Below are 10,845 nucleotides of genomic sequence, written 5' to 3' on the forward strand. Positions count from 1 at the left end.
CCAGTGCCGAGCCGAGCAGGCCGAGCGCGTCCTCGGGCGGGGCCCCTCGCCCGGCGGCGACCCGCGCGCGGAACTCGGCCAGGTCGACCGCGTCCGCCCGGACGTCCAGCCGGTACCCGGCGCGGCCGCCGATGATCGTGGCCGGGGTGCTCGCCAGCAGTGCCCGGAGCCGGGAAAGCCGGACCTGCACCATTTTCCGGCCGGTCGCCGGCGCTTCGTCCGGCCACAGCACCGCCATCAGCGTGTCGACCGGCACCAGCTGGTTCGCGTTGACCAGCAGGACCCCGAGGAGCTGGGCCACCTGTCCCTCGGGCAGGAGCACCGGCACCCCCGCCCGCCGGACCTCGACGGGGCCGAGCACCCGGAACGCCACCACCGCATCGGCCGCCATTTCATCCCCCCGTGACCCAGCCCGCCGAAAGCGATTCTAGAACGCCCGGGCGTGCGGGGTTACCGAAAAAGAACCCTGCCCATTTCGGGCAAAAGGCCGCTCCATCATTTCGACAAATGCGACAACGCGGGCGCCGGGACCAGTTCAGTGGCAGCCGGGTGACTGGCCGTCCCGGCGAGCACGCGGCTCGGCCGCGGGACGCACGCCGAGGACACCGTGCCCAGCAACGCCCGTCCCGCGTCCGGCGCCAGGGTCACGATCGGTGGCTCGGAGACCATCCGACCAGTATCGAACCGGACCCGGGCGCACACCACACGAAGTTTCGCCCGCGCCGCGAGCGGTCAGGGGACGAGGAGGGCGATCGCGGTGGTCATGCGGCCGAGGTATTCCTCCCGGGTCTCCGCCTGGTGCTTCACCCCGACCGACGCGCTGATCAAGGTCTGCGCGATATCGGCCGCCGCCGCGCCGCCCACCGCGGCGACGACGAGTTCTTCGAACCGCTCCGGGGCCGTGCGGGTGATCGGCCCGAGCAGGTCCGGGTTCTCCTCGATGACCGCCGGGACGTCGCGGCTCATCGGCCCGACGTAGCGGCCGGCCCACCGGTCGAACGCGCCGGCCAGCCGCTCCCGCAACGGCTTTCCGGTGTCGGCGAGGATCTCCTCGGCCGCGGCGAGGTCCCGCTCGATCGCCCGGGTGACCGCCGCCCGGAACAAGTCCTGTTTGGACGCGAACAGGAAGTACAGCCCCGGCCGGGAAATCCGGGCCGTGCGCGCGACTTCCTCCATGGAGGTCTTCCGGTACCCGTGCCGGGCGAACGTCAGCAGCGCCGACTCGAGCACCGCGTCACGGCGCCCGGTCTCGGCGTCCGGGGCTTCGGAAACGGTCATGCCGCGAACTATACAAGTTCTGTTCAGTCTGTATAGTTCGCGGCATGACCGCGCTGATCACCACGCCCTTCACCGCCACCAGCACCGCGGACGACGTCTTGGCCGGTGTCGACCTCGCGGGTGTCCGCGCGATCGTCACCGGGGCGTCGTCGGGGATCGGCGCGGAAACCGCTCGCGCGCTGGCCGCCGCGGGAGCCGAGGTGACCCTGGCCGTCCGGAACCCGGCCGCGGCGGTCCCCGGGCCACGTTCGCGGGTCGCCCGGCTCGACCTCGCCGACCGGGCGTCCGTCCGCCGGTTCGCGCGGGACTGGGACGGGCCCTTGCACCTGCTGGTGAACAACGCGGGCATCGTCACGGGCGGCCCGGCCCACACCGCGGAGGGCTGGGAGCTGCAGTTCGCGACGAATCACCTCGGCCACTTCGCCCTGGCCACCGGCCTGCACGCGGCACTGGCCCGCGGCGCCGCGGACCGCGGCGAGGCGCGGATCGTGTCGGTCAGCTCGACAGCCCACATGCGCGCCGGCGTCGACTTCACTGACCTCCACTTCACGCGCCGCGCCTACGACCCTCAGATCGCTTACGCGCAGTCGAAAACGGCCAACTCGCTGTTCGCGGTGGAGGCAACGCGTCGCTGGGCGGCCGACGGGATCTTCGCGAACGCCGTCAACCCCGGCGGGGTCGCGACCGGACTGCAGCGGAACTTCACCGCGGCACAGAAGGAATCCCTCGCCGCGGCCGAAGCCGCGGGCATCTTCGCGTACAAGACGGTCGAACAGGGAGCGGCGACGAGCGTTGTCGCGGCCGTCGCACCGCAGTTCGCCCGCACCGGCGGTCACTACCTCGACGACGCGCAGGAGGCCTACCCGGTGCCGGACGACGCCGAACTCGCCGACCACCCCCACGGCGTGAAGGCCTGGGCGCTCGACCCCGCCACCGCGGAGCGCCTCTGGACGGTGTCGGCGGACCTGACCCGAGACTGACGGCGGGAACCGGTCAGCTCCCGCCGACGCCGGGCGTGAGCTTCTATGCTGCTCGGGACAACGTGAGAAACTCGGGGGCGGCGGGGATGGCTCAGGGGCGACCGGACCTGGTGATCGGCGGCCGGTACCGGCTCATCGGCGAACTCGGAGCCGGTGGTTTCGGGCGGGTGTGGCGGGCCCACGACGAAACCCTCGGCGTGGACGTCGCGATCAAGGAGATGCGCCTGCCGCCGTCGTCCAGCGAGGTCGAACGGGCGGACCGGCTCAAGCGCGCCGAACGGGAAGCACGCCACGCCGCCCGCCTGCGCGACCACCCGAACGTCGTCGCCGTCCACGACGTGGTCGTCGAGGACGGCACGCCCTGGATCGTGATGCGCCTGGTCGACGGCGACACGCTGGCCGACCGGCTGGACTCCGGCCCGCTCTCCCCGGAGCAGGCGACGCCGATCGCGGCGGCGCTGCTGGCGGCACTGAGCGCGGCCGGCGACGCGGACATCGCGCACCGGGACGTCAAGCCCGGCAACGTCCTGCTGACCGAGCGGGGCGACGTGCTGCTGACCGACTTCGGGATCGCCACCCACGACGCCGACACCCGGCTGACCTCCACCGGCATGTTCATCGGCTCCATCGAGTACACCGCCCCCGAGCGCCTGGAGGGCCGGGGCCGGGGCACGGTCAGCGACCTGTTCTCACTGGGCGCCACCCTGTACCACACTGTCGAAGGCGTCTCGCCGTTCCGCCGCGACACCGCCAAGGCCTCGATGGCCGCGATCCTGTTCGACCAGCCCCCGCCACCCGGCCGCGCGGGCGCCCTCACCGAACTCATCACGCGCCTGCTGGACAAGGACCCGGACCGGCGCCCGAGCTTCGCCGAAGCCCTGGCACTGGCCACCACCGACTCGCCGCGGCGCGAGGCACTCCCTCCGACGCGGCGGGAGCACCAGCCGCCACCGACGTCAGGCCCGATGACGTTCGCGGTCCACCGTTTTGCCTGGCAACGAGCCTTGGCCGTCGCCATCGTGCTGTTCTTCGCCGCTCCGGGCCTGGGGCTGGTGATCGCCGCAGCGAACATCAGCGGGAACAAAAGCATCCCCTATCTCTATGTCGGGATTGCGTCGCTCGGCTTCGCGGCCGTCCTGGCATGGGTCAACGCCAGGAACCGGAACCAGTTGGTCATCACCCCGGACGACGTGGGAATCAAACAAGGGAACGGGCAAACCCTCAGCGTCGAATGGCCTGCCGTGGACATCGTCACCCTCTTCTCCCACACCGCCCGATCCCGGACGTTCACGCAGGTCCAGATCAAAACCCACCCCGACCGCACCGACGTCCACGGCGGCGCCGGCGCGGCGGTCAAACGCAACCACCTGGGGCACTGGGTCATCCCCTACGTCGACGCGGACCTCGCCGAGCTGACCGACGCCTTCCGCAGCTACGCCCCGACAACAGTACGAATCCGCTGAGCTTCTGACCCTGGCCCTGGAAAGCTGCGCGGCCGCTCCGGCGCCGCCCAGCACCACGACGCCGCGATCGAGCGCCGCCGAGGAGTCCTGCCCGATGAGCGCGTCCGTCGTCGGCTCCGAACACTTCGGCCTGCACATCAAGCCGGCGACCTTCACCGCGCAAGTGCGCGAACTGATCACCCGGACCCGCTGAACTATCCTGGCACGTATGGGGGTGCGACACATCCGGGAGCGGCTGCGTGCGAGCCGGACAGGGGCGGTCGTCGGGAAGGGCGCCCTCTGGCTGGTCTTGGCGGCCCTGACGGTCGCCTTCGCCTTCCTCGGGTACGGGTTCGTCCGCACCGGTCTCGACGGCATCGCCGAAAGTTCCGCGCGCGGCGAACGGGAACAGACGGTCGACGGGATCATCCTGGAGCGGCAGGAAACGGGCCTGCCGCAAGGGCAGTCCAGCCGCAGGATCCTGGTCCGCTACACCGTTCCCGGCGGCCGGTCCTACACGTTCTCCCAAGGCGGTGACGGCAACGTCGGCGACACCGTCGTGATTCACTACGACCCGCGGCACCCGGACTCAGCGAGCCTGAATTCCGCGACCGGGGACAACGTCGGGAACGGGCTGCTCGCCGGCCTCGGAGGCAGTCTCCTGCTCTTTCCGCCGCTGGTGTTCATCGTCGGCGTCGTGCGCTCCGTTCGACGGCGATAAGGTTGTTCAGCTGGCGCCCAGCCAGGTGATCGCGGCCACCGCGGCACCGAAAACGGTGGCGAGCAGCACCAGCCGCACCTTGACCTCGGAGTGGACACTCAGCGAGCGGCGGACAACAGGCAACATGGCAACCTCCGTAGCAGTTTGGGGAATTCAGCGGCAAAGAGCGATGAGCAGCCGGCGGATGTCCTCGACACTCGAGCCGCTCAGCGTCGCCAGCGGGGCGAACGCGTACTCGGGGATCAGCACTTCCGGCGTCGAAGCGTCCCTGAGCCGGACACGAGCCCAGCGGCGCAACGGCTCCAGCGGCACCGACTCATCCTCGGCCAGCCGGTTCAGATCCACCGGGACCGGCCACTGGCCGCTCAGGCCCAAGCGATCACCGACTCGCTCCAGCAGTTCGTGCGCCGGTTCGTCCAGAGCCACACAGATCTCGTTGAGCCGCAGCACCGCACACTGGCGGGCGCCGGACTCATACGCCGCCAAGGTGGACGTCGAGACCGCGCCGTCCAGCTCCACGCTCAGCTGCAGACGGGTCAGGCCGCGACGCCGCCGCGACCGCTGCAGCTCACTCCCCAGGACCCGCCGGTACTGGGTGATGTCGAACTGGCGGAATACGGACACGGCTCCACCGGTGGCCGTCGCGCGAGCGGTCATACCGAGGCGACCGCAGTCGGGTGCGGGCGTGACGACGTTTCGGCCGAGGAGGACAGACGATCACCCACACGGGTGAGATCAGCCGCAGATACGTCGAAGAGATTCAGGAAATCCGGCGGGAGATCGCCAGCGCCGCGCGCTGGAGTTCCACGCCGAGCTGAGGGACCTTCTCTTCGGGGATCTCGGTGAACGTGCCGGTGACCTGGACGGCGGCGGTCGCCCCGTGCGGATCGGGGATCGGCGCCGCGACGGAGGCCATGCCGGGTTCGCGTTCGCCGCGGGCCTGGGAGTAGCCGCGGTCGCGGATCGTCTTGAGCTCGGCGCGGAAGTCGTCACGGTCGACGCTGCTGCCGTCGGCCCGGGTGTGGTCGCTCAGCTGGTCGAGGAATTCGGCGAGTTCGGCGTCGTCCAGGTGCGCGGTCAGGGCTTTGCCGGCGCCGAGGTGCAGCGGCAGGCGTTCGCCGACGGGGAGTTCGTAGCGCAGCGGCGTGGTGCCCTCGACGCGCGCGAGGACCACGCGGGACCAGCCGATGCGCTTGAACAGCGACGCGGTCAGGCCGGTGGCGGCGGCGAGATCCTGCAGGATGGGCTGCGCGGCGGCCAGCAACGGGTTGGTCGTCAGGTAGGCGTGGGCGCCGAAGATGAGCCCGATTCCCGGCCGGTAGCCGCCGGCGTCGCGTTCGACGCGGCCGCGTGCTTCGAGGACGCCGAGGATGCGCTGGGTGGTGGGGATCGGCAGGCCGGCCCGGCGGGCGATTTCGGTCAGGCGCAGGGCGTGCTGGCTGGAGTCGATGACCTCGAGGATGTCGATGGCTCGTTCGAGTGAGCGCATGCTGGTCGCGGGTTTCGCCGGCTCCACCATGTGCCACATCTTTCCACACAGTGGTCATCGCAGGGCGGTGGCGTTGGGCGGGGAGCCGACACCTCCCACGAGGTGGAGCGGCTTGACGGTGACGAGCGCGTCCCACCGGCCGTGCGCGCGGCTGTCGGCGACGAGCCCGGTGAGGTTCCACAGCTCCCCGAGCGGCACGCCGAGCTTGGCGATGAGCTCCTGGTGCATCATCCCGGCGTCTTCCGGGGCGTCGGCGAGAAACGCGTCGCTGACGACCGGCAGGACCTCGACGGCGAAGGTGTCGGTGGCGAACAGCGCGACCTGGTTGTCCCACAGCCATTCCGGCAGCTCGCGGGTCTGGCGGAAGCCGGTGGCACGCCGGGCGTCGCGGACCTCGGCGCGCACCTCCGGCGAAGCGCCGAGGTACCACCGCGCCCACCCGGTGTGGACGAGCACCAGGTCCCCCGGCCGGACCCGCTCGTGCTGGGCACGCAGGGCACGCTCGAGAACGTCGACGTCGAGCGCCGGTCCCCGCCGGTGGTCCAGCGGGGTGCCCTCGGCCGCGAGAAGTCCCTCGAGGTCGAGGAGCAGACCGCGGCCGGCGATCGGCTTCTCGGCCCAGCGCTGGACGCCGAGCGCCGGGTGCCCGGCCCGGATGTCCTCGTCCGGCACCCCGTTGTAGAACCCGTGGCCGGAGGCGCGGCGGTGCCGCAGGCCGTCGACCTGGGACGTCGCCTGGAGGTAGAACTCGCGCAGCACGTCGTCGCGGGCCTCGGCGTGCGCGGCGAGCAGTTCGTGGCGGGGCGCGGAGCGGGCGCGGGCCATCGGCGGGTCGAACGCGTCGAGGGCGTAGTCCAGGCTGAAGACCGCGCCGCGGGTCACCGCGCTCAGCGCGTCGAGCACCTGCGCGGGCCCGGCGAAGTTGGCCGTCCCGCGTTCGGGGTCCCGGTCGAAGACGCCCCAGCTGGAACCGGGCGGGACGTGCCCCCGCAGCCGCGCGTACGGGGGCACGTCCATCCGGGACTCAGTCACCCTCGGGCTCCTGCGTGCGGTAGGACAGCGCGAACGCCAGCAGCCCGGCGACGGACGCGCCGCCGAACGCGTAGGGCGCGAGCGCGGTGGCCCAATGCCGGGCCCCGGTCGCGGTACCGGCGGCGAGGGCGGCGATCTGCCCGACGACGATCGCCGCGCCGGCCACGATGAAGAACACCACGCAGAGGGCGAAGAGGAACGTCGTGATCCGGGCGGTCTTGGCGGGCCGGGCGCTGGTTTGGTTCACCGTTGAACTCATGGTTGCTTCCTTCGCGAGCGGGTCAGACGGGGAGCACGCCGACGGCGATGAGGACGCCGAGCGCGAGAATGGGCAGGCAGTAGTACTTCAGCAGCGGGAGGAACGTCTTGGCCGGGTCGACCCTGGCGATGCCGGCCGCCACGTAGATCGGCGCGCCCGACGGCGGCGACGCGCCTTCGGTGGAGGCGAAGATCAGTACGGCAGCGGCGGCGACCGGCGCCGGAATCCCGGTGCCGACGAGGGCGGCGACCGCGACCGGCCCCACCGCGGCCATGGTGGCGCTGGCGGTGAGCGGGATCGCGATGGCCACGATGATCACGCCGATCGCGATCGCCATGATCCAGCCCGAAGCGTCCACTCCGGACAGCACCGTCTTGAGCTGGCCGGCCAGCCCGAGGTCGGCCAGCAGGTTCGACGCGGAGAACGCGGCGACGATGGTGATGCCGATGACGCCGAAGGACGGGGCCGCCTTGCCGATCGTCGACCACCACCCCGACGCGGTCCGCGGCAGGTGCTTGCGGCCGAGGAACAGGACGAGCGCGATCATCAGCACCGGGATCCAGGTGATCAGGCTGATCACGTCGGGCATCTCGTAAGGCTGCGCGGGCAGCTTGGTGCCGCCGGCCAGCGTGACCGGCTTCTTCAGCGCCTCGCCGACGCCGGAGTAGGTGCCCAGCGCGTCGGCGATCGGGCCGCGCGTGAGCAGGAGCGGGACCAGGATCGGCAGGAACAGCAGCAGCGACGTCCAGCCGGAGCGCAGGCTGCGGCCGAAGGGCAGCCGGTCTCCTTCGGCGATCGGCTCGATGCCGTTGCGGCGCACGAGGAACCACGCGAGCACGAGCCGGTAGCCCAGGCACCACAGGCCGGCGAGCGCCAGCGGCTTGACGATTTCGTCCGCCTGCATGATCCCCTGCGCCGCCAGCCCGCCGACGAGGATGAACATCGTGCCCGAGAAGGGAAAGCTCACGCCCATTCCGGCGCCGCCGGCCACCACCGTCGCGGCCAGTTCGGGCTTGACCCCGGACCGTTTCATCCACGGGACGGTCACCGAGCCGACCGCGGCGGTGATCGCCGCGCCGATGTGGGCGATCGCGCCGAAGATCCCGCCGGCGACGGTCGCGGTGTAGACGGGGCCGCCGCGCAGCCGCCCGAGCACGGAGTTGAGCAGGTCGATCAGCTTGTCCAGCACCGGGGTCCGGGCCAGCAGGTAGGACATGAACACGAACGCCAAGCCGGCGAAGGTGACTTCCTCCTGCATCGAATCGACCACGGCTTCGCCGATCGCCGACCACGGAGATCCGCCGTCGGCGGTGCCGGCGAACACCGCGAATCCGGCCACCGCCACGAACCCGAGGGTCATCGCCTCGCCGATGTTGCGCTTGAACACCGCGTTCCACACGATGATCACCGCGACGAAGGCGATCAGCGCCCACACGCCCGTCATCACGCGGTCCCGGCGAGGATCGCGGCGCGGCGCTGTGCCTCGTCGGCTTCCACGGCCCGGCCGCCCAGCAGGCTCGCGGCCGCCTCGGCCGCCGGGACCACGATGACGCCGTCGTCGTCGCCGACGACCAGGTCGCCGGGCCGGACGACGACCCCGCCGACCGCGACCGGCACGTCCACCTGCCCGGGGCCGTTCTTGTAGGGCCCGGCCGGGCACACGCCGCGCGCCCACGCGGGAAAACCGATCCGCTCCAGCTCGCCGACGTCACGCAGAGCGCCGTCCGCCACGATGCCCAGGACGCCGCGGCGCTTGGCACGCTCGGCCATCAGCTCGCCCAGCAGCGCCCGGCTGACGTCACCACCGCCGTTCACGACCAGCACGTCACCGGGCCGGGAGCACGCGATCGCCCGGTGCAGCGCCAGGTTGTCGCCGTTCGGCACCCACACGGTGCGTGCCCGCCCGGCCACCCGCGCGCCTTTCCACAAGGCCCGGATTCCACCATCGAGCATGCCCATACGATCGCGCGCGTCCCCGATGTTCGCGACCGCGAGGCCGCCGAACTCCGCCAGCAGATCCTCGGCGGGGGCGAGCGCGGCGTCCGCCAGCCCGCGATGGACCTCGGCGGTGGCCCGGGTCATCACCGGCGGCACCCGGAGCGAGTCCAGCAGCGCCACGGCCGCGTCCGCCTCGCCGGCGCGACGGGACGCGTGCTTGAGCGTGCCGTCGTACAACCGGTTCACCGCCGCGTCTTCACCCGAGAGCTCACGGGCGATCTGCTCGCGCACCCACCCTTCGGCCCCGGCCGCGCGGCCGGCCGCGACCGACTCGACGATCACCGCGCCCAGGCCCTTCATGAAGCTGCTGCGGAGGAGTTTCCGCGCCGACGCCGCGCCGGGCGCTCCCCCGATGTCCTCGACCCGCGCACCCAGCTCCTCGAAGACGGCGGCAGCCCGCGCCGCACCCCGGCCGCTGATGATCACCGCCGTCGCGGCACCGTGCGCCGGGACCGATCCGAGCACCGCGACATCGGCGAACCGGTCCTCCCCCACCGCCCGCGCAATCGTTTGCTTCACCTCGGGCGCGGCCGCGTTCATGTCCACGAACACCGCCCCGGCCGGCAGGAAGGGCGCGACCGAGCCGGCCGCCTCCGCCGCGGCCCGGCCCCCGACCAGGCTCAAGACCACCTCGGCCCCGCGCGCCGCAAGCTCCGGAGAACCCGCGCGCTCCACGCCCTCGGGGGTCGCGCTGTCGGCGGGGTCGTACCCCGCGACCGTCCAGCCACGCTCGGCGAGCCCGGCCGCATACAGCGCCCCGGCTTCACCGAGCCCCAACACCAACGCCCGCATACTGCCTCCACAAAGTTTCACACAGTGGTAATCCCTACTACTGTGCGAGCAGTATTGTCATGGAGTGGGCCGGGTGTCAACGGGTCAGCTCGCCGACGCGTGGACGAGGTCTTGGTGCGCAGAATCGCCATCGAGGCGTGGCCGGACCTTGTGTAGCCGCGAAAAAGTCGCGGGCAGCGGGGTCGAGGAAGCCGAATCGAGGGGCTGATGGGCGGTCGGCTCGCAGGTCGGCCGGGATGCTTTCGGTCGCGAGCCGGCGACAGGCCGGACAGCACCGCTGCGCGAGCCGACTCAGGCCAGACCGCACCGCGACCGGCAGGTGGTGCGCGACCCGACTCAGGCCGGACCGCACCGCGACCGGCAGGCGCTGCTCGGGCGGACGATCGGGCCGGACCACACCGCGACCCGCAGGCGCTGCGCGAACCAGCGATCAACCCGGACAGCACCGCGACCGGCAGGCGCTGCGCGAACCGGCTTCCCGCTCCGGTCGGGTGCCACCACTCCGGCCACCTCGTCGGCCGACCGCGGTCAGTCGGCGGAATCAGCCGGCCGTCCGAGCCCTCAGCGGCCCGACAGTGTGCGGACCACCAGCTCCGCCGAGGCGCCCGCGCCCAGCGTCGTGCCCGCGTAACGGACGTCCGCCGCGAGCGTGCCCGTCGGCTCGTCGCGGACCGTCAGCCAGACCGTGACCATCAGGAGCCAGCGGACGATCAGGTAGCCGAACAGCAGCAGGCCGACCAGGGTGCCGAAGGCCGCGACCGCCGGGGAACGGCCCAGCAGGTGCAGGTACAGGCCGCCGGCCTGCTGGATCGCGGCGAGGCCGACCGCGGCGGCGCACGCCGGGCGGAGGGTCG

The 10,845-nt window shown here is 72.0% G+C and carries 11 protein-coding genes and 2 pseudogenes; 3 read left to right on the forward strand and 10 right to left on the reverse strand.

Annotated features, from left to right (window positions below; translation table 11 throughout):
• The 3 genes and pseudogenes from G3I65_RS38150 to G3I65_RS38160 form a co-directional block, all read right to left on the reverse strand.
• A pseudogene (locus G3I65_RS38150) lies at positions 1-391 on the reverse strand (winged helix-turn-helix domain-containing protein); the annotation flags it as partial.
• 104 nt (positions 392-495) lie between these two features.
• Positions 496-669 (reverse strand): hypothetical protein, encoded by a 174-nt coding sequence (locus G3I65_RS38155; RefSeq protein WP_160700402.1) that lies wholly within the window; start codon positions 667-669, stop codon positions 496-498.
• Positions 670-732: 63 nt separating this feature from the next.
• The gene (locus G3I65_RS38160; protein WP_160700403.1) at positions 733-1,278 is read right to left on the reverse strand and encodes a TetR/AcrR family transcriptional regulator; all 546 of its coding nucleotides are present in this window, start codon (positions 1,276-1,278) and stop codon (positions 733-735) included.
• 44 nt (positions 1,279-1,322) lie between these two features.
• Here G3I65_RS38160 and G3I65_RS38165 point away from each other — a divergent pair, with 44 nt between their 5' ends.
• The 3 genes from G3I65_RS38165 to G3I65_RS38175 all read left to right on the forward strand — a co-directional run bounded on the left by G3I65_RS38165 (position 1,323) and on the right by G3I65_RS38175 (position 4,421).
• On the forward strand, positions 1,323-2,258 hold the full coding sequence (locus tag G3I65_RS38165) for an SDR family NAD(P)-dependent oxidoreductase (RefSeq protein ID WP_160700404.1): 936 nt from the start codon (positions 1,323-1,325) through the stop codon (positions 2,256-2,258).
• 86 nt (positions 2,259-2,344) lie between these two features.
• Positions 2,345-3,721, forward strand: a complete 1,377-nt coding sequence (locus tag G3I65_RS38170; RefSeq protein ID WP_160700405.1) for a serine/threonine-protein kinase — start codon at positions 2,345-2,347, stop codon at positions 3,719-3,721.
• A 208-nt stretch (positions 3,722-3,929) separates the two neighbouring features.
• A complete protein-coding gene (locus G3I65_RS38175; RefSeq protein ID WP_160700406.1) occupies positions 3,930-4,421 on the forward strand; it encodes a DUF3592 domain-containing protein in 492 nt (163 codons plus the stop codon).
• 153 nt (positions 4,422-4,574) lie between these two features.
• Here G3I65_RS38175 and G3I65_RS38180 read toward each other — a convergent pair whose 3' ends face one another.
• The 7 genes and pseudogenes from G3I65_RS38180 to G3I65_RS38210 all read right to left on the reverse strand — a co-directional run.
• The gene (locus tag G3I65_RS38180; RefSeq protein WP_160700407.1) at positions 4,575-5,078 is read right to left on the reverse strand and encodes a helix-turn-helix domain-containing protein; all 504 of its coding nucleotides are present in this window, start codon (positions 5,076-5,078) and stop codon (positions 4,575-4,577) included.
• A 103-nt stretch (positions 5,079-5,181) separates the two neighbouring features.
• Positions 5,182-5,940, reverse strand: coding sequence for an IclR family transcriptional regulator (locus G3I65_RS38185; RefSeq protein WP_160700408.1), 759 nt, complete (start codon positions 5,938-5,940; stop codon positions 5,182-5,184).
• Between the two features lie 24 nt (positions 5,941-5,964).
• Positions 5,965-6,942, reverse strand: coding sequence for a cyclase family protein (locus tag G3I65_RS38190; protein ID WP_309235923.1), 978 nt, complete (start codon positions 6,940-6,942; stop codon positions 5,965-5,967).
• Positions 6,935-7,201 carry a hypothetical protein gene (locus tag G3I65_RS38195; protein ID WP_160700409.1) on the reverse strand — a complete coding sequence of 89 codons (267 nt, stop codon included), beginning with the start codon at positions 7,199-7,201 and terminating at the stop codon, positions 6,935-6,937. Before G3I65_RS38195 ends, G3I65_RS38190 begins: the two co-directional genes overlap by 8 nt.
• A 22-nt stretch (positions 7,202-7,223) precedes the next feature.
• Positions 7,224-8,645, reverse strand: coding sequence for a TRAP transporter large permease subunit (locus G3I65_RS38200; RefSeq protein WP_160700410.1), 1,422 nt, complete (start codon positions 8,643-8,645; stop codon positions 7,224-7,226).
• Positions 8,645-9,991 (reverse strand): DUF1932 domain-containing protein, encoded by a 1,347-nt coding sequence (locus G3I65_RS38205; RefSeq protein ID WP_160700411.1) that lies wholly within the window; start codon positions 9,989-9,991, stop codon positions 8,645-8,647. Before G3I65_RS38205 ends, G3I65_RS38200 begins: the two co-directional genes overlap by 1 nt.
• A 561-nt stretch (positions 9,992-10,552) precedes the next feature.
• Positions 10,553-10,845: pseudogene (locus G3I65_RS38210) on the reverse strand (hypothetical protein); the annotation flags it as partial.

It is taken from the genome of Amycolatopsis sp. SID8362 (assembly GCF_010550475.1).
In the GTDB taxonomy this organism is placed as follows: Bacteria; Actinomycetota; Actinomycetes; order Mycobacteriales; family Pseudonocardiaceae; genus Amycolatopsis; species Amycolatopsis eburnea.

Coding starts and splice junctions, on each gene's coding strand:
- G3I65_RS38200 (WP_160700410.1), bottom strand. CDS start 8,645: ATGACGGGCGTGTGGGCGCTGATCGCCTTCGTCGCGGTGATCATCGTG.
- G3I65_RS38185 (WP_160700408.1), bottom strand. CDS start 5,940: ATGGTGGAGCCGGCGAAACCCGCGACCAGCATGCGCTCACTCGAACGA.
- G3I65_RS38155 (WP_160700402.1), bottom strand. CDS start 669: ATGGTCTCCGAGCCACCGATCGTGACCCTGGCGCCGGACGCGGGACGG.
- G3I65_RS38160 (WP_160700403.1), bottom strand. CDS start 1,278: ATGACCGTTTCCGAAGCCCCGGACGCCGAGACCGGGCGCCGTGACGCG.
- G3I65_RS38165 (WP_160700404.1), top strand. CDS start 1,323: ATGACCGCGCTGATCACCACGCCCTTCACCGCCACCAGCACCGCGGAC.
- G3I65_RS38170 (WP_160700405.1), top strand. CDS start 2,345: ATGGCTCAGGGGCGACCGGACCTGGTGATCGGCGGCCGGTACCGGCTC.
- G3I65_RS38180 (WP_160700407.1), bottom strand. CDS start 5,078: ATGACCGCTCGCGCGACGGCCACCGGTGGAGCCGTGTCCGTATTCCGC.
- G3I65_RS38175 (WP_160700406.1), top strand. CDS start 3,930: ATGGGGGTGCGACACATCCGGGAGCGGCTGCGTGCGAGCCGGACAGGG.
- G3I65_RS38195 (WP_160700409.1), bottom strand. CDS start 7,201: ATGAGTTCAACGGTGAACCAAACCAGCGCCCGGCCCGCCAAGACCGCC.
- G3I65_RS38205 (WP_160700411.1), bottom strand. CDS start 9,991: ATGCGGGCGTTGGTGTTGGGGCTCGGTGAAGCCGGGGCGCTGTATGCG.